Here is a 16,410-nt window from a genome sequence, read left to right on the forward strand (position 1 = left end):
GATCGCGTTATTGCCAAATGACAGGATCAATGCGAAATAAATGCTAAGAACCTCTATACGGACAGGCTAAAATGCGCGCCCGGCTAAACGCTGATCCTTTTCCAACGCGCCCCACAAGGTTCGCTACGTGATCGAGTTTCAAAACGTCCACAAAACCTACCGCGTCGCCGGTAGGGATATTCCCGCCCTGCATCCGACCAGTCTGTCGATTGAGAACGGTCAGGTCTTCGGCCTGATCGGTCATTCCGGTGCGGGAAAAAGTACCCTGCTGCGTCTGATCAATCGCCTGGAAAACTCCAGCGGCGGCAAGATTTTCGTCGACGGCGAAGAAGTCACCGCGCTCGACGCCAACAGCCTGCGGCGTTTCCGTCAGCAGGTCGGGATGATCTTCCAGCACTTCAATTTGTTGGCCTCCAAGACCGTGGCCGACAACGTTGCATTGCCGTTGACCCTGGCCGGCGAGCTGTCGCGCAGCGAAATTGATGTGCGCGTCGCGCAGCTGCTGGCGCGAGTCGGCCTGTCTGACCACGCCAAAAAGTATCCGGCACAATTGTCCGGCGGTCAGAAGCAACGCGTCGGCATCGCCCGCGCCCTGGCCACCAAACCAAAGATTCTGTTGTGCGACGAAGCCACCAGCGCACTGGACCCGCAGACCACTGCGTCGGTCCTGCAGCTGCTGGCCGAGATCAATCGTGAGCTGAAACTGACCATCGTGCTGATCACTCACGAGATGGACGTGATCCGCCGGGTCTGCGATCAGGTGGCCGTAATGGACGCTGGCGTGATCGTTGAGCAAGGCTCGGTCGCAGAGGTGTTTCTGCACCCTAAACACCCGACCACCAAGCGCTTCGTGCAGGAAAGCGAGCAAATCGATGAAAGCGAACAGCGCGATGATTTCGCTCATGTACCGGGCCGCATCGTGCGTCTGACGTTCCAGGGCGAAGCGACCTACGCGCCATTGCTCGGCACCGTCGCTCGCGAAACCGGCGTGGATTACAGCATCCTCGCCGGTCGCATCGACCGCATCAAAGACGTGCCTTACGGCCAACTGACCCTGGCGGTCACCGGCGGCGACATGGAGGCGGCCTTTGCCCGCTTCACCGCGGCCGACGTCCATATGGAGGTGCTGCGCTGATGGAAGCCCTGACTGCATTCTTTGCCAATATCGACTGGTTCGAAATCTGGCTGGCGACCGGCGACACCCTGCTGATGCTGTTCGGTTCGCTGTTGTTCACCGTTTTGCTGGGCCTGCCTCTGGGCGTGCTGTTGTTCCTCTGCAGCCCGCGGCAGTTGCTCGAAGCCAAAGGCATCTACGCGATGCTGTCGCTGATGGTGAACATTCTGCGTTCGCTGCCCTTCATCATTCTTTTGATCGTGATGATTCCGTTCACCGTGATGATCACCGGCACGTCCCTCGGTGTAGCCGGCGCCATCCCGCCCCTGGTGGTAGGCGCCACGCCTTTCTTTGCGCGACTGGTGGAAACCGCCCTGCGTGAAGTCGATCGCGGCATTATCGAGGCGACCCAGGCGATGGGCGCGACCACGCGCCAGATCATCACCAATGCGCTGTTGCCGGAAGCGCGCCCGGGCATCTTCGCGGCGATCACGGTGACAGCCATTACACTGGTGTCCTACACGGCCATGGCCGGTGTGGTCGGCGCAGGTGGCCTGGGTGACCTCGCGATTCGCTTCGGTTATCAGCGTTTCCAGACCGACGTGATGGTCGTTACCGTGGTGTTGTTGCTGGTATTGGTGCAAGTGCTGCAAACCGTGGGTGACAAGCTGGTCGTCCACTTCTCACGTAAATAAGTTTTAATGAAATGCATGCGCCGGCCATTCGCTGGCAGGCGCCGGATGGCGCCCACAAGGAGTTAGCTGAATGAAAAAACTACTCGTTGCATTCGCTGCCGTTGCAGCTTTTTCCGCTCACGCCGACACGTTGACTGTCGCGGCCACCCCGGTGCCGCACGCGGAAATCCTCGAATTCGTCAAACCGGCTCTGGCCAAGGAAGGCGTAGACCTGAAGGTGAAAGTCTTCACCGACTACATTCAGCCGAACGTGCAAGTGGCCGAAAAGCGCCTCGACGCCAACTTCTTCCAGCACCAGCCGTACCTCGATGAATTCAACAAGGCCAAGGGCACCAACCTGGTGTCGGTTGCCGGCGTGCACCTTGAGCCATTGGGCGCTTACTCGAGCAAATACAAGGCGCTGACGCAATTGCCTGGCGGCGCCAACGTGGTGATCCCCAATGACGCCACCAATGGCGGCCGCGCACTGTTGCTGCTGGCGCGGGCCGGCCTGATCAAGTTGAAGAATTCAAACGATATCCTGTCGACCGTCAAGGACATCACCGAAAACTCCAAAGACCTGAAATTCCGTGAACTGGAAGCGGCGACCATTCCTCGCGTGTTGACCCAGGTCGACCTGGCGCTGATCAACACCAACTACGCGCTGGAAGCCAAGCTGGATCCGGCCAAGGACGCACTGGTCATCGAAGGCAGCGATTCGCCGTACGTGAACATCCTCGTGGCGCGCCCGGAAGACAAGGACAGCGCCGCCATGCAGAAGCTGATTGCTGCGCTGCACAGCCCGGAAGTCAAAGCGTTCATTATCGAGAAGTACAAAGGCGCGGTCGTGCCGGCGTTCTGATTTGAAGCGGTAACGACAAATGGGGCGCATTGATTGCGCCCCATTTTTTATGCGTAAATTTTGTGGCCTCACCACAGATGGGTCTCAGCCTCATTGGCGCTTGAGCATCACCGGCAACTGCGCCACCAGTTTCTGGTTATTCAACGGCGCCCGGATAAACCCGCGTTGCGTCCCGTCCGGGCCGATCACTGCCAGGTTGCCACTGTGATCTACCGTGTAATTGGGCTTGCTGGTGTCCGCCGGGATAAACGGGATGCTCACTGCGTTGGCGAATGTTTGCACGTCTTCGATCGAGGTCGGCGTCAAGCCAATGAACTGCGGATCGAAATAACCCAGGTACTGCTTGAGTTGCTTGGGTGTGTCGCGGTTTGGGTCGACGCTGACCAGAATGATCTGCAGCTTGTCCCTGACGTCTGCCGGCAATTCGCTCTTGATCTGGCGCAATTGCGCGAGGGTGGTCGGGCAGATGTCCGGACAGAAGGTGTAGCCGAAGAACAGCAGGCTCCACTTGTCTTTCAACTCGTTGACCAGTACCGGCTTGCCGTCCTGATCGGTCATCGTCACATCGGGCATGTTGCGGCTTTGCGGCAACAGGATAATCCCGGCATCGATCAGTGCCGTCGGATCGCCCTGACCCTTGCCGGACAGCACTTTGTTGATGGTCAGGCCCAGGATGAGTGCGACCAGGGCGACGAGGATGAAGACGGTTTTCTGGGTTCGGGTCATAGGTTCAACAGTAGGTAGTGATCTACGAGCAGCGCGATAAACAGCAGGAACAAGTAGTAGATAGAGTACTTGAAGGTGTTGATCGCCGCGTGCGGCCGAGTGCCACGGTACAGCACGATGGCCCATTGCAGAAACCTCGCGCCCAGGGCCAGTGCGCAGACCAGGTAGAGCATGCCGCTCATGTGGATCACGTAAGGCAGCAGGCTTACGGCCAACAGGACAAAGGTATAAAGCAGAATGTGCACTTTGGTGTAGTGCTCGCCATGGGTGACCGGCAGCATGGGAATGTCGGCCTTGGCGTATTCCTCTTTGCGATGGATGGCCAGTGCCCAGAAGTGCGGCGGGGTCCAGGCGAAAATGATCAGCACCAGCAACAGCGGTTCGGCGCTGACATGACCGGTGGCAGCCGTCCAGCCCAGCAGCGGCGGGGCGGCACCGGCGAGGCCGCCGATGACAATATTCTGCGGCGTCGCGCGCTTGAGAAACCCGGTGTACACCACCGCGTAACCGAGCAATGAGGCAAGGGTCAGCCAGGCGGTCAGCGGGTTGGTAAACGTCAGCAGCAAGGCCTGACCCAGCACTGCCAATACCAGCGCGAATGTCAGCGCGGCGGCGGGTGATACCCGGCCTTCAGCCAAGGGTCGTTTATGCGTGCGCGCCATGACCGCATCGATGCGCCGGTCGACCACATGATTGACCGCCGCCGCACCACCCGCACACAGCGCAATCCCCAGATTGCCGAAGACCAGCACCGTCCAGGGGACCCCGGCGCGGGTCGCCAGAAACATGCCGACCAGCGAAGTGATCAGCATCAGCACCACGACTTTCGGCTTGGTGAGCTCCAGGTAATCACGCCAGATCGCCAGGCTGTGACGTTCGCCAATCAGAGTCGCCATGGCATTTCTCCTTTTATTGTTATAGGCCCGGCCGTGTGTTTACGCGGGCTGAACCGCCAGCGAGCAAAGCGTTGTTGCCTGACCCGAACCAGGCTGGTTCGCGCGTGATAATTGACCAGCACCATCGTCAGTAACAGCGCGGCGCCACCGGCGTTGTGGGCGACCGCCACCGGCAGCGGCAGATGGAACAGCACATTGCTGATACCGAGCATGATCTGCACGGCGAGGGCGATCAGGACCATTTTGGCCAGACGGCTCATGCCGACCACCTTCAGCTGCCACGCCAGACCGAGTAGCACCAGCGTCACCAGCAACGCGCCGACACGGTGAGTCAGATGAATCGCCGTGCGCGCATCGCTATCCAGTTGCCCGCCGAGGTAGTTGGGACCGATGTGCTGTGTCAGGTGGAAACCGTTGGCGAAGTCGGCCGATGGCAGCCATTCGCCGTGGCAGGTCGGGAAGTCGATGCAGGCCACCGCCGCGTAGTTGGAGCTGACCCAGCCGCCGAGGGCAATCTGCGCAATCACCAGCAGCAGGGCGGCCGTCGCCCAGTGCTGCAAGCGTCTGGGCACGGTGAGCGCCGGTAGCACGGCGGACAGGCGCAAGGTCAGCAGAAACAACAGGCTTAACGTTGCGAAACCGCCGAGCAAGTGTCCAGTGACCACTTGCGGCCACAGCTTGAGCGTCACCGTCCACATGCCGAACGCCGCTTGAGCGATCACCACCGCCAGCAGAAACAACGGCAACTTCACCGGTTGGCCGGGATCACGCCGATGCATCCATGCGCGCCCGGCCAGCACCGCAATCAGCAGGCCGAGGGTACCGGCGAAATAGCGATGGATCATCTCGTTCCAGCCCTTGTGAGCCTCGACCGGAGCGTCCGGGAAATGCAATTCGGCATGGGCCAGCTGGGCTTCGCTTTTCGGCACGCTGATAAAACCATAGCAGCCGGGCCAGTCCGGACAGCCAAGGCCGGCGTGGGTCAGGCGGGTATAAGCGCCGAGCAACACCACAATCAATGCCAGCAGTGTGGCAAACAGCGCGAGGCGAAATCCAGGTTTGGCCATGACGATGCCCTTATCCGATGTTCGACAGTTTCAACAGGTGGCGCAGGTCGTTGAACAGGTCTTTGCCTTTGACCGTGGGGTCGTAGCGCAGCACCAGATTGCCGTGAGGGTCGATGATCCACAGCTGCGGTATCGCCTGATCCCCCGTGGCCTTGCTGAATGTGGTGAGGTCCAGTGGATAACGCTGCAGTTGCGGATATTCGCGCGTCAGCTTGGCGTCGTAATCAGTGCTCAGCGGTTGCGCCGCAGCCAGCGCGTGGCTGGCGCGCCCGGCTTCACGACCGAGGCCGATCTGGATTTGCCGCGCCAGATAAACCAGTTGCTGGCAGTCCACCGAACAGCCTTTGGGTGCGGTCACCAGCAACTGCCATCGAGCTTCCTGCGCCTGCACGCCGAGGTCGGCGCGGGTCTGGCCATTGCCGATCAGTTCACCGTGATAGCTGCGGCCCTCCGGCACCCAGAACTGCAACTTGTACATGCCGGTGGCAAGGATCATCGGGCCGACGACGCCCAGCAGAATCAGCAATAACTGCAGGCGTCCCTTGCGCCGGTTCAACGGCGTTTTCGCCTCAGACATGCTGGGTGGATTCATGGCCGCTCCCATGGTGTTTCTCCTTTGCGTTATGCCAGCCGAGATAGAGATAGAGGCCGAGCAGGGCGATCGCCATGGCGAACCATTGCACGGCGTAAGCGAGGTGTTTTTCCGGGCCCATGGCCACGACCGGCCAATCGGCCAGATACGTGAACGCGCCGGGTTCAGCGCGTAATTCGTGGGCAAAACCTTCACGGTCGAGCGTGGCCCAAAGTCGGGCCGGTTCGATGGCGGTGACCAGCTGCGGCCAGGTGTCGGTGCGCGGGTCGGCATGCAGCTGAAATGTGGCGCCGGGGGGCACGTAAACCCAGGCGTCGAGACTCAGGGCGTGTTCAGGCGTGCTGAATGGCGGCGGTGTGCGCCGATCCGGCCATGGCAGCCAGCCGCGATTGACCAGTATCCACAGCCCGGTGGCCTGATCCTGAAACGGTTGCAGCAATTCCACGCCGACCTTGCCGCCACGCTGACGGTTGTCCAGCAACAAACTGTGGGCAGCATCGAATTGACCGTGCAAACGCACGCGGCGAAAGGCCGGGTCTTCAAGACCCGGCAGCGTGTTGGCGGGCATCGGTTCGGCTGCCTGGCGTTCGGCATAGGTGTGCAGCAGCGCCGTTTTTTCCGCACCCCGGCTCAGTTGCCAGCAACCGAGTGCCACCATCACGGGCAGCAGGACCGCGACCACCAGGGTCGGCACGACGCCCGGCCGAAAGCGCTTCATGACGTCGCCAGAAAGTCGTTGGTCGCGATAGCTATACTCAAGTGCATCGCCTTTCCCCCGGGAGCCTTGCCATGCTCAAAACAGTCATCGGTCTGATGCTGTTTGCCACGGTTGTCAGCCTGTTCAGCGGCTTGTTTTTTCTGGTCAAGGACGACAGCCGCTCAAACCGCCTTGTCATTGCCTTGAGTGTTCGTGTCGCCCTGGCCGCAATCACCGTTGGCTTGATTGCCTGGGGATTCCTCAGCGGCCAGCTGGTGTCCCAGGTTCCCTGGTAGCTGCAAGCTGCAAGCTATAAGCCTCAAGCTTCGTGCGCTTCAAACTTGAAGCTTGCCGCTTGCCGCTGCTCCTAAAGCACATAAACGAAGAAGAACAACCCGATCCATACCACATCCACGAAGTGCCAATACCAACTCGCCGCCTCGAAACCGAACTGGTGCTCGTTGTCGAAGTGCCCACGCAGGATGCGCATCAGCATCACGAACAAAATGATGGTGCCGATGGTTACGTGGGCGCCGTGGAAGCCGGTGAGCATGAAGAACGTCGCGCCGTAGATGCCGGAACCCAGGGTCAGGCCCAGCTCTTTATAGGCGTGGACGTATTCTTCGACCTGGAAGCCGAGAAATGCGCAGCCCAGCAAAACCGTAATGGCCAGCCAGAGTTTCAGCGCGCCGCGATGGCCTTTTTTCAAGGCATGGTGGGCGAAGGTGATGGTGACGCTGGAACTCACCAGCAACACAGTGTTGAGCAGCGGCAAGCCCCACGGGCTGATGACGTCTTTGGGCGCGGGGAACAGTTTCGGGTCCGGATTGTTGAGCAGCGGCCAGGTGAACTCGAATGCCGGCCAGAGCATGTGGGCCATGCCTTTGGGGCCTTCACCTCCCAGCGCCGGACCGGCGAGGACGCGCACATAAAACAGCGCCCCGAAGAAGGCGAAGAAGAACATCACCTCCGAGAAGATGAACCAGCTCATGCCCCAGCGGAACGAGCGGTCCATCTGCGGGCTGTACAAGCCCTGGCGGCTTTCCTTGATCACCGTGCCGAACCAGCCGAACAACATGTACGCGACCAGCAGGCTACCGACGAAAAAGATCAGCGGGCCGTGGGATTCCGGGCGTGCCGCCTTCAGGTCATTGAACCATGTCGCCAGGCCGAACACCGTGATGAACAGGGCGATCGTGGCGATGATCGGCCATTTGCTTTGCGCCGGGACGTAATAATGCTCATGAGTTGCCATTTATTGTTCTCCTTATCGGGCACGCTCAGCCGCCAGTGTTGACGGCTACCGGAGGATGTCGGGCGGTGATATCGAACAGCGTGTAAGACAGCGTGAGGTGCTTCACTTCCTTGGGCATGTCGCGATCGACGATGAACCGTACTGGCATCTCGATCCGCTCACCGGGTTGCAACACTTGCTGGGTAAAGCAGAAACATTCGGTCTTGTGGAAGTACGCCGCGGCGTTGCTCGGCGCGATGCTGGGTACGGCCTGGGCGCTCATCGGCCGATCAGTCGGGTTATGGGCGATGAAGACCATCTCGTTGACCGCTCCCGGATTGGCGGTCAGCTCGTCGCTCTTGGGGTAGAAATTCCATGTCATGTCGGCAGAGTTGGTCGACAGAAATTGCACGCGCACCTGGCGCGAGGTATCCACCGTTTGTTCACCGTCATACTGCCCACCCGTTTTGCCGTTGATGCCAAACGCCTTGCACATCACGTCGTAGATCGGCACCAGGGCAAAACCGAAAATGAACATCGCCACCACCACCAGCAACAGGCGCGTGATCAGCTTTTTCATTGAAATTGAATCAGCCATGGTTCCAAACTCCTACCGACAGCCCCGTGGCGAGGGGGCTTGCCAAAGCCTCTGTGGCGAGGGGGCTCGCCGAATTCTCTGTGGCGAGGGGGCTCGCCCCCGCTGGGTCGCGAAGCGGCCCCAAACCCGGCAACTGCGGTGCATCAGACATAACCGATGCATCAATTTCAGGGCCGCTTCGCGCCCCAGCGGGGGCGAGCCCCCTCGCCACAACAGCTTCGGCAATTCCGAAAGTCAGGGTGTTCATTTCACTTCCGGCGGCGTAGTAAAGGTGTGATATGGCGCCGGGGACGGCACGCTCCATTCCAGACCTTCCGCGCCATCCCACGGCTTGGCTGGAGCCGGCGCACCGCCGCGAATAGTCTTGATCACGATAAACAGGAAGAAGATCTGCGTGGCGCCGAACAGGAATGCACCGATTGAGGAGACCATGTTGAAATCGGCGAATTGCAGGTTGTAGTCCGGGATCCGCCGCGGCATGCCGGCCAGGCCGACAAAATGCATCGGGAAGAACGCCATGTTCATGCCGACGAAGGACAACCAGAAATGCAGCTTGCCAAGGGTTTCGTCATACATGTGGCCGGTCCATTTCGGCAGCCAGTAATACGCGGACGCGAAGATCCCGAAAATCGCCCCGGGCACCAGCACGTAGTGGAAGTGCGCAACCACAAAATAGGTGTCCTGGTACTGGAAGTCCGCCGGGGCGATGGCCAGCATCAGGCCGGAGAAGCCGCCGATGGAAAACAGAATCACGAAGGCCACCGCGAACAGCATCGGTGTCTCGAACGTCAGCGAGCCCTGCCACATGGTGCTGGCCCAGTTGAACACCTTCACTCCGGTGGGCACCGCGATCAGCATGGTGGCATACATGAAGAACAGTTCGCCCACCAGCGGTATGCCGACCACGAACATGTGGTGCGCCCAGACAATAAACGACAGGAACGCAATGGCCGCCGTCGCGTAAACCATCGAGGTGTAACCGAACAGCGGCTTGCGCGAAAACGCCGGAATGATCGAGCTGACGGCACCGAAGGCCGGCAGGATCATGATGTACACCTCGGGATGCCCGAAGAACCAGAACACGTGCTGGAACAACACCGGATCACCACCACCGGCTGCGCTGAAGAAACTGGTGCCGAAGTGGATGTCCATCAGCATCATCGTCACGCAGCCGGCCAGCACCGGCATCACTGCGATCAGCAGGAAAGCGGTAATCAGCCAGGTCCAGACGAACAGCGGCATTTTCATCAGCGTCATGCCCGGCGCGCGCAGGTTGAGAATGGTCGCGACCACATTGATCGCGCCCATGATCGAACTGATGCCCATCAGGTGAATGGCAAAGATGAAGAACGTCACGCTTTCCGGTGCGTAAGTCGTTGATAGCGGCGCGTAGAAGGTCCAGCCGAAGTTCGGTCCGCCACCGGCGGTGAACAAGGTCGAGATCAGCATGCCGAATGCCGCTGGCAACAGCCAGAAACTGAAGTTGTTCATGCGCGGCAGGGCCATGTCCGGCGCGCCGATCATCAACGGGATCATCCAGTTGGCCAGGCCGACAAACGCCGGCATCACCGCACCGAAGACCATGATCAGCCCGTGCATGGTGGTCATCTGGTTGAAAAATTCCGGCTGGACGATTTGCAGCCCCGGCTGGAACAGTTCGGCGCGGATCACCATGGCGAATGAGCCGCCGAGCAAAAACATGGTGAACGCGAACCACAAATACAGTGTGCCGATGTCCTTGTGATTGGTGGTCAGGACCCAGCGCATCAGGCCTTTGGCTGGGCCGTGGGCGTGGTCGGCATGACCATGGTCATCGATGACGGCGCTCATGGCTTGTCTCCTGTAAACAGATGGGCTGGGCAGGTCGGGACGCAGTGCCCCGGCCAATTCCTGAAGTGCGCAATAGAGCGGGTCATTTGCTTTCCGCCTGTTTCAGTTCCAGCACTTCTTTGGGCGTGAGCATGTCGCCCTTGTTATTGCCCCAGGCGTTGCGTTCGTAGGTCACGACCGCTGCGATATCGACTTCCGACAACTGTTTCCCAAAGGCCGCCATCGAGGTGCCCGGCTTGCCGTGGAAGACGATGTTCAGGTGATCCTTGATCGGGCCAGTGGCGATTTTTGAGCCCTTGAGCGCGGGGAACATCGGCGGCAGCCCCTGGCCCTCAGCCTGGTGGCAGGCCACGCAGGTGGTTTGATAGACCTTGGCGCCGCGCTCCTTGAGCTCTTCGAGGGTCCATTCCTTGCTGGTCAGCTCTTTAAGTTGAGCGGCTTCAGTCTTGCGTTCGCCCAGCCATTTTTCGTATTCGGCCTGCTCTTTGACCTCAACCACAATCGGCATGAAGCCGTGATCCTTGCCGCACAGCTCGGCGCATTGACCGCGGTAGATGCCGGGTTTGTCGACACGGGTCCAGGCCTCGTTGACGAACCCGGGAATCGCATCGCGCTTGACCGCAAAGGCCGGTACCCACCAGGAGTGGATGACGTCAGCGGAGGTCACCAGAAAGCGCACTTTGGCGCCGATCGGCAGCACCAGCGGCTTGTCGACCTCGAGCAAATAGTGCTCGCCCTTGGCTTCCTTGTTGTGGATCTGATCGGCGGGGGTGGTCAGGTTGCTGAAAAATTCGACGTCCTGACCGAGGTATTTGTAGTGCCACTTCCACTGATAGCCCGTGACCTGGATATCGATATCCGGTTCGCTGCTGTCATACATCTTGATCAGGGTCGCTGTCGCAGGCACCGCCATGACCACCAGAATCAACAGGGGCACGATGGTCCAGAGCACTTCTACGGTCGTGTTTTCATGAAATTTTGCCGCCACCTGCCCGGTCGAGCGACGGTGAAGAATCATCGACCAGAACATGGCGCCGAAGACGATGATGCCGATCACTACACAGATCCAGAAAATGATCATGTGCAGGTCAAACACTGCGTGACTGATTTCAGTCGCTCCCGGCGCCATATTCACAGTCCATGCGGCGTGCGCAGGGCTGAAAACCGACCACAACAGGAGGCCCATCCAGACATGTGGATGTCGCATCATTGCGGGTTCCCCTTATCGTTCTTGTTATCCCGCCGGCTTTCACCTGCGGCAAGGGAGCGGCTGTCTCAGACTACGAACTTGATTGCCGGGCCTTGCTGCGTGTGCAGTCGGGCGTCATCAGCTAACTCCATTCCAACCCGAGTATAGACAGCGACCGGCACCTCGCAATGTGCTCGCGCAAATGATCTGAAACCCCTCAGACTTGCGCTCAAGGTCACGAATGGAGAAGGATGCAGACGAGTGGCGGCAAATGGATATAACAGCGATGTCTCAAGGATGAAACAATTATGACAAATGCGTCTTAGCATTTTTCGTAAGCCAGCTAAGTTATGTCTTTCCCATTTCATTGCCTTTGTATCCTGGAGTTTTCATGAACACCGCCGCATTGCGCGAGCAGATCCAAAAAGCCCAACAACATGAAGCCTACACCGGCCTGCTGAGCCGTCAGCTGGAAAGCAAACTGCCTCATCTACACCCTTCGATTCAGCTACCGGAAGCCGATGCCAATGGCGTGCTGACGCGTTTTGTCGCCGCTTACATCGATGAAGTGCCTGATCTGCTGGAAGCAGCCAATGAAGTGGCAAAGCAAGCGGGTATCGAATCGCAAATCAAACCGGTGCTGAAAATCGCCGAGCAGTATTTCCTTCAACCGCCGACGATCATGGCGGGGCACGTCGGCCTCGACAGCCTGCTGGATGAAGCGTACCTGGCGCATCGGTTTGTCGAAGAGGTCAACGATCTGTACATCAAGCATTTTGGCCAGCCGCTGATCCCGTTGGACATGACGGTGGCCAACCTGATTGCTCACCAGTTGATCGGTGAAGAGTTCGCCAACCAGCTCGACGAGGCGGTGCATCATGCGGTAGACGAAATGCTCGACGACGACAGCTTTGCGCTGGAGTCGGTGGAAGCGTACCGCGAAAAACTCAGCAGCCCCGACACCGGCACCGCATGGAAGCGCTGGCCATGCATGTCGCGTCGTCTGGGGTTGAGTCTGGAGCTGGATCAGCCAGCTGCCTGACATTCAGGGCCACCGATACCCCTGTGGGAGAGGGCTTGCTCGCGAATGCGGTCGATCATTTAACATTGATGTCGACTGACACTTCGCTTTCGCGAGCAAGCTCGCTCCCACCATTCATATGTTTTTTATGCCGCTGAACCCACGCCGGTGGTGGTGCGCAAGCGCCCCTCCAGCCTGCGCTTCAGCCCGCGTGCCTCGATCACGAGCGTTGAGCCTTTCGCCGCATTGGCCCGCCCCCATTCCTCCAGCAGTTCCAGGCACGAATGATCGATGTAGCTCAGGTTATTGAGCGGCACATGAACGGTCGCGCCAGCGGGAATCGTCCCCAAAACTTGCGTTAATGCCGGCACCTTCAGAAAGGTCGCGGCACCCACCAGGCGCAGCTCCATCTCACCCTCCTTGGGCAAATCGATCAGGCTGATCTTCAGGCGCGAGGCTTTCCAGGCGAGTTTGGCCAGCGTCAGGCCGAAGCCGATGAGCACGCCGGTCAGCAAGTCGGTGAAGATGATTGCCAGCGCAGTCGCGGCATAGGTGAACATCGGCATCCGCCCATAACGGCCCAGGCCGCGGAAGGTTTTGAGATCGACCAGTTTGAAACCGGTGTACACCAGGACGCCTGCCAGGCTTGCCACCGGAATGCTTTGCAGCAGGCTCGACAACAGCAAAACGAAGGCCAGCAGCCAGAGGCCGTGGAAGATCGTCGACATGCGCGTGGTGGCGCCAGCTTGCACGTTGGCTGAACTGCGTACGATCACCCCTGTCATCGGCAGTGCGCCGAGCAGTGCGCAAAGCATGTTGCCGACACCTTGCGCGGACAGCTCCCGATCAAAATCCGAACGCGGCCCACTGTGCATGCGATCGACGGCGGCTGCGGACAGCAATGTCTCGGCGCTGGCAATGAACGCCACGGCGAACGCGGCGATCAGCAGGGTCGGGTCGGCCAAATTGAGTAAATCCGCAGGTTTGAGCCAATCAATGGCCTCAGCAAGATTCGCCGGGACCTCCACACGCTTGACCTGCAACGCCAATACCAGGCTGGCGACCGTGGCCAGGCCGACACCGAGCAAGGCTCCGGGTACGAAGCGTAGAGAGTGCGGACGCAATTTTTCCCAGAGGTACATCACGGCAATGGTCGACAAGCCCAGCAGACCGGCCTGCCAGCCGAACGATGGAATCGCCTGGGCGATGGCTGCCGGGAACGCCGCCAGGTTATCCAGCCCCGAGGGCTGGGGTACCGCATCGAGCATCACGTGCACCTGCGACAGCACGATCAACACGCCGATACCGGCGAGCATGCCGTAGACCACCGCTGGCGCCGTCACGCGAAACCAGCAACCCAGTTTCAGGCGTCCGGCGACCAATTGCAGAAAGCCCGCCAGCAGCAGAATCGGTCCGAGCATGTCGATGCCATGTTGGCGCACCAGTTCGAACACCAGCACAGCCAGGCCAGCGGCGGGACCACTGACTTGCAGCGGCGACCCGGCGATCCAGCCCACCACCAGGCCACCGATGATGCCGGTGATCAGGCCTTTGGCGGGCGGTAGCCCCGAGGCGATGGCGATGCCCATGCACAGGGGCAGGGCGACCAGGAAGACAACCACCGAAGCCAGTAGCTCCCGTGGCAGGACAGCTTTGAGTTGTGCAGCACGCATGGTGACTCTCCCGAAGTTTTCTTCAGGCATGGCGAAGCCGTGCTGCCTGATCGGCAGACACGGTTTCACCACACAGGGTATTTAGGAGGATTTAGAAGCGCGCTTTGGGCGTCGCCACCGGAATCGGGTGGCTGCCATCGAGCGGCAGGAAACGACCCTGATCCGCGTCGTAAGCTTTGATTTCGCTGGTTTCAATGCTGTAGACCCAACCATGGATGAACAGCTGACCATTGGCCACGCGGGAGGCCACCGACGGATGCGTGCGCAGATGTTGCAGCTGAGCGATCACATTCTCTTCGGTGAGAATCTGCATGCTTTCGCTCTCGTTTGCGCAACTGCAGTTTTCAGAGACCATGGTTTTGGCCACTTCGGCGTGGCGTAGCCAGGCTTTGACCGTCGGCATTTTTTCAAGGCTTTGCGGGTTGAGCACCGCACGCATGGCGCCACAATCGGAATGTCCGCAGATGATGATGTGCTGCACGCCCAACGCGAGTACCGCGTACTCGATCGCGGTCGACACGCCACCATTCATCTGCCCGTATGGCGGTACCACGTTGCCAACGTTGCGGGTGACAAACAGGTCGCCGGGGGCACTTTGGGTAATCAGTTCAGGAACGATGCGCGAATCGGCGCACGCAATGAACATCGCTCGTGGGCTCTGGGCCGTGGCGAGTTTCTTGAAGAGTTCTTCCTGTTGCGGAAAGACTTCGTGATGAAAGTGCAAAAAGCCGTCAACGATATGCTGCAGCGCTGCATCGGCGGTCTCCGCCTGTGGTTGGGCTGAAGCCGACGCAGCCAACGGCTGTTTATCCTTGTCACTCATGATTCATCCTCATTGGCGGAATCAGGGAATGTTCCCGTTTGTCCGGTTGGAAGCCAGTGGCTGTTTAAAAAAACATTCAGGTCAGAAGCACCGACCCGTCAGTCACTCGATGAACAAGGTAGCTGTCGAAACTTAACTCAAACTGAATAAACCGCTCTAAAACGTGTGTTCCAGGTCACAGAAACGTGACCGCTCAACGTCCGGGCAATCTTTCTGCTACTCAACGGTAGGTCAATTGTCCTCAAATCAATGACATCTGGCGACCCGGCGGACAAAAGGAACCGCAGTCCAGAGTGTAGCCGTCCCGCCGGTTGATCCCCAAACGTTTGATGGCTTTGGCAAAGCGCTGAGCCAGCAGGTCTGCAAACGGCCCTTCACCGCGCATGCGAACGCCAAACCGACTGTCATACAGTTCGCCACCGCGGCTTTGGCGGATCAGGCTCAGCACATGAGCGGCGCGTTGCGGGTAATGCGCCGCCAGCCATTCTTCGAACAGCGGCGCCACTTCCAGCGGCAGGCGCAGCATCATGTAAGCGGCACTCTGCGCGCCGGCGGCGTGGGCCTGCGTCAGCAAGCTTTCAAGTTCGCTGTCATTGATCATCGGAATCATGGGCGAACACAGCACCCCGACTGGAATACCCGCTTCCCGCATGACGCGAATTGCCCGCAAGCGGGCTTTGGGTGCTGCTGCGCGAGGCTCGAGAATCCGTTTCAGTTCATCGTCCAGCGTGGTCAGGCTGATCATCACGGCCACCAGGCGTTGCTCCGCCAATTCAGCCAACAGGTCGAGGTCACGAAGAATCAGCGAGCCCTTGGTGACGATGGTTACCGGGTGGCGATAGCGCAGCAGCACTTCGAGGGTTTTGCGGGTGATGCGGTGCTCGCGCTCAATCGGCTGATAGGGATCTGTGTTGGTGCCCAACGCGATCGGCGCGCATTGATAGCCGCGTCGGGAAAGCTGTTCTTCGAGAACATCGGCGGCATTAGTCTTGGCGATCAGTTTTGTTTCGAAATCCAGCCCCGGTGACATGTCCCAGTAGGCGTGACTGGGCCGGGCGTAACAGTAAATGCAGCCGTGCTCGCAGCCCCGATAGGGATTGATCGAGCGATCAAACGGCAAGTCTGGCGAACTGTTGCGGGTGATGATGGTTTTCGCCGTTTCGATGCGCACCTCGGTTCCTTGGGTGACGGGTGCTTCCTGATGCCAGCCATCGTCCTCGGCCACCGAGCGATTGGGGGCAAAACGGTTGTGTGGATTGGTCGCTGTGCCGCGGCCGCGGGGTGGCAAGGGCAGGGTCATGGGCGGAACTCTCTAGCTGTATGTGCATACAGTATCCGAGGATCGCAAGATCGGCGAGTACCATTCGGCGCCTGCGCTCAAAACGTGCGGTACTTTGAACTTCATGCAACTTGG

General features: G+C 59.5%; 17 protein-coding genes and 1 pseudogene. 5 read left to right on the forward strand and 13 right to left on the reverse strand.

Annotated features, from left to right (window positions below; genetic code table 11):
- Positions 1–127 precede the first annotated feature (127 nt).
- From ACYZT1_RS01165 to ACYZT1_RS01175, 3 genes are all read left to right on the forward strand, one after another.
- A complete protein-coding gene (locus tag ACYZT1_RS01165) occupies positions 128–1,135 on the forward strand; it encodes a methionine ABC transporter ATP-binding protein (RefSeq protein WP_462017287.1) in 1,008 nt (335 codons plus the stop codon).
- Positions 1,135–1,809 carry a methionine ABC transporter permease gene (locus ACYZT1_RS01170; RefSeq protein ID WP_462017288.1) on the forward strand — a complete coding sequence of 225 codons (675 nt, stop codon included), beginning with the start codon at positions 1,135–1,137 and terminating at the stop codon, positions 1,807–1,809. Before ACYZT1_RS01165 ends, ACYZT1_RS01170 begins: the two co-directional genes overlap by 1 nt.
- A 70-nt stretch (positions 1,810–1,879) precedes the next feature.
- Positions 1,880–2,650 carry a MetQ/NlpA family ABC transporter substrate-binding protein gene (locus ACYZT1_RS01175; RefSeq protein WP_462017289.1) on the forward strand — a complete coding sequence of 257 codons (771 nt, stop codon included), beginning with the start codon at positions 1,880–1,882 and terminating at the stop codon, positions 2,648–2,650.
- Positions 2,651–2,740: 90 nt separating this feature from the next.
- Here the strand turns inward: ACYZT1_RS01175 and ACYZT1_RS01180 are convergent, their stop codons facing one another.
- The 5 genes from ACYZT1_RS01180 to ACYZT1_RS01200 are packed head-to-tail and all read right to left on the reverse strand — an operon-like array spanning position 2,741 to position 6,649.
- Positions 2,741–3,376 carry an SCO family protein gene (locus ACYZT1_RS01180; protein ID WP_462017290.1) on the reverse strand — a complete coding sequence of 212 codons (636 nt, stop codon included), beginning with the start codon at positions 3,374–3,376 and terminating at the stop codon, positions 2,741–2,743.
- Positions 3,373–4,272, reverse strand: a complete 900-nt coding sequence (gene cyoE, locus ACYZT1_RS01185; protein ID WP_462017291.1) for a heme o synthase — start codon at positions 4,270–4,272, stop codon at positions 3,373–3,375. Before cyoE ends, ACYZT1_RS01180 begins: the two co-directional genes overlap by 4 nt.
- Positions 4,260–5,339: a COX15/CtaA family protein gene (locus ACYZT1_RS01190; RefSeq protein WP_462017292.1), complete on the reverse strand. Its 1,080-nt coding sequence runs from the start codon at positions 5,337–5,339 to the stop codon at positions 4,260–4,262. Before ACYZT1_RS01190 ends, cyoE begins: the two co-directional genes overlap by 13 nt.
- 10 nt (positions 5,340–5,349) lie before the next feature.
- Positions 5,350–5,943 (reverse strand): hypothetical protein, encoded by a 594-nt coding sequence (locus ACYZT1_RS01195; protein WP_462017293.1) that lies wholly within the window; start codon positions 5,941–5,943, stop codon positions 5,350–5,352.
- Complete coding sequence (locus ACYZT1_RS01200) at positions 5,909–6,649, reverse strand: SURF1 family protein (RefSeq protein WP_462017294.1); 741 nt, start codon at positions 6,647–6,649, stop codon at positions 5,909–5,911. The genes ACYZT1_RS01195 and ACYZT1_RS01200 overlap by 35 nt, the downstream gene beginning before the upstream one ends.
- 71 nt (positions 6,650–6,720) lie before the next feature.
- Here ACYZT1_RS01200 and ACYZT1_RS01205 point away from each other — a divergent pair, with 71 nt between their 5' ends.
- Positions 6,721–6,924, forward strand: coding sequence for a twin transmembrane helix small protein (locus ACYZT1_RS01205; RefSeq protein ID WP_462017295.1), 204 nt, complete (start codon positions 6,721–6,723; stop codon positions 6,922–6,924).
- Between the two features lie 71 nt (positions 6,925–6,995).
- Here the strand turns inward: ACYZT1_RS01205 and ACYZT1_RS01210 are convergent, their stop codons facing one another.
- The 4 genes from ACYZT1_RS01210 to coxB all read right to left on the reverse strand — a co-directional run bounded on the left by ACYZT1_RS01210 (position 6,996) and on the right by coxB (position 11,500).
- Positions 6,996–7,883 (reverse strand): cytochrome c oxidase subunit 3, encoded by an 888-nt coding sequence (locus ACYZT1_RS01210; RefSeq protein WP_462017296.1) that lies wholly within the window; start codon positions 7,881–7,883, stop codon positions 6,996–6,998.
- Positions 7,884–7,908: 25 nt separating this feature from the next.
- Complete coding sequence (locus tag ACYZT1_RS01215; protein ID WP_462017297.1) at positions 7,909–8,460, reverse strand: cytochrome c oxidase assembly protein; 552 nt, start codon at positions 8,458–8,460, stop codon at positions 7,909–7,911.
- A 243-nt stretch (positions 8,461–8,703) separates the two neighbouring features.
- A complete protein-coding gene (ctaD, locus tag ACYZT1_RS01220; protein WP_462017298.1) occupies positions 8,704–10,290 on the reverse strand; it encodes a cytochrome c oxidase subunit I in 1,587 nt (528 codons plus the stop codon).
- Between the two features lie 82 nt (positions 10,291–10,372).
- On the reverse strand, positions 10,373–11,500 hold the full coding sequence (gene coxB / locus ACYZT1_RS01225) for a cytochrome c oxidase subunit II (RefSeq protein ID WP_462017299.1): 1,128 nt from the start codon (positions 11,498–11,500) through the stop codon (positions 10,373–10,375).
- 370 nt (positions 11,501–11,870) lie between these two features.
- Here coxB and ACYZT1_RS01230 point away from each other — a divergent pair, with 370 nt between their 5' ends.
- Positions 11,871–12,521, forward strand: coding sequence for a hypothetical protein (locus ACYZT1_RS01230; protein ID WP_462017300.1), 651 nt, complete (start codon positions 11,871–11,873; stop codon positions 12,519–12,521).
- A 21-nt stretch (positions 12,522–12,542) separates the two neighbouring features.
- Here the strand turns inward: ACYZT1_RS01230 and ACYZT1_RS01235 are convergent.
- The 4 genes and pseudogenes from ACYZT1_RS01235 to ACYZT1_RS01250 all read right to left on the reverse strand — a co-directional run.
- Positions 12,543–12,635 (reverse strand): annotated as a pseudogene (locus tag ACYZT1_RS01235) (metal ABC transporter ATP-binding protein); the annotation flags it as partial.
- A gap of 11 nt (positions 12,636–12,646) precedes the next feature.
- A complete protein-coding gene (locus ACYZT1_RS01240) occupies positions 12,647–14,173 on the reverse strand; it encodes a SulP family inorganic anion transporter (protein ID WP_462017301.1) in 1,527 nt (508 codons plus the stop codon).
- Positions 14,174–14,264: 91 nt separating this feature from the next.
- Positions 14,265–14,996: a carbonic anhydrase gene (locus ACYZT1_RS01245; protein WP_462017302.1), complete on the reverse strand. Its 732-nt coding sequence runs from the start codon at positions 14,994–14,996 to the stop codon at positions 14,265–14,267.
- A 241-nt stretch (positions 14,997–15,237) separates the two neighbouring features.
- Positions 15,238–16,296, reverse strand: a complete 1,059-nt coding sequence (locus ACYZT1_RS01250) for a PA0069 family radical SAM protein (RefSeq protein ID WP_462017303.1) — start codon at positions 16,294–16,296, stop codon at positions 15,238–15,240.
- Between the last annotated feature and the right edge of the window lie 114 nt (positions 16,297–16,410).

Source organism: Pseudomonas sp. PB3P13 (assembly GCF_054897735.1).

What these genes read in the sequence shown, in the direction of transcription:
- ACYZT1_RS01170 (WP_462017288.1), top strand. Translation starts at nt 1,135, where the DNA reads ATGGAAGCCCTGACTGCATTCTTTGCCAATATCGACTGGTTCGAAATC.
- ACYZT1_RS01175 (WP_462017289.1), top strand. Translation starts at nt 1,880, where the DNA reads ATGAAAAAACTACTCGTTGCATTCGCTGCCGTTGCAGCTTTTTCCGCT.
- ACYZT1_RS01180 (WP_462017290.1), bottom strand. Translation starts at nt 3,376, where the DNA reads ATGACCCGAACCCAGAAAACCGTCTTCATCCTCGTCGCCCTGGTCGCA.
- cyoE (WP_462017291.1), bottom strand. Translation starts at nt 4,272, where the DNA reads ATGGCGACTCTGATTGGCGAACGTCACAGCCTGGCGATCTGGCGTGAT.
- ACYZT1_RS01190 (WP_462017292.1), bottom strand. Translation starts at nt 5,339, where the DNA reads ATGGCCAAACCTGGATTTCGCCTCGCGCTGTTTGCCACACTGCTGGCA.
- ACYZT1_RS01195 (WP_462017293.1), bottom strand. Translation starts at nt 5,943, where the DNA reads ATGGGAGCGGCCATGAATCCACCCAGCATGTCTGAGGCGAAAACGCCG.
- ACYZT1_RS01200 (WP_462017294.1), bottom strand. Translation starts at nt 6,649, where the DNA reads ATGAAGCGCTTTCGGCCGGGCGTCGTGCCGACCCTGGTGGTCGCGGTC.
- ACYZT1_RS01205 (WP_462017295.1), top strand. Translation starts at nt 6,721, where the DNA reads ATGCTCAAAACAGTCATCGGTCTGATGCTGTTTGCCACGGTTGTCAGC.
- ACYZT1_RS01210 (WP_462017296.1), bottom strand. Translation starts at nt 7,883, where the DNA reads ATGGCAACTCATGAGCATTATTACGTCCCGGCGCAAAGCAAATGGCCG.
- ACYZT1_RS01215 (WP_462017297.1), bottom strand. Translation starts at nt 8,460, where the DNA reads ATGGCTGATTCAATTTCAATGAAAAAGCTGATCACGCGCCTGTTGCTG.
- ctaD (WP_462017298.1), bottom strand. Translation starts at nt 10,290, where the DNA reads ATGAGCGCCGTCATCGATGACCATGGTCATGCCGACCACGCCCACGGC.
- coxB (WP_462017299.1), bottom strand. Translation starts at nt 11,500, where the DNA reads ATGATGCGACATCCACATGTCTGGATGGGCCTCCTGTTGTGGTCGGTT.
- ACYZT1_RS01230 (WP_462017300.1), top strand. Translation starts at nt 11,871, where the DNA reads ATGAACACCGCCGCATTGCGCGAGCAGATCCAAAAAGCCCAACAACAT.
- ACYZT1_RS01240 (WP_462017301.1), bottom strand. Translation starts at nt 14,173, where the DNA reads ATGCGTGCTGCACAACTCAAAGCTGTCCTGCCACGGGAGCTACTGGCT.
- ACYZT1_RS01245 (WP_462017302.1), bottom strand. Translation starts at nt 14,996, where the DNA reads ATGAGTGACAAGGATAAACAGCCGTTGGCTGCGTCGGCTTCAGCCCAA.
- ACYZT1_RS01250 (WP_462017303.1), bottom strand. Translation starts at nt 16,296, where the DNA reads ATGACCCTGCCCTTGCCACCCCGCGGCCGCGGCACAGCGACCAATCCA.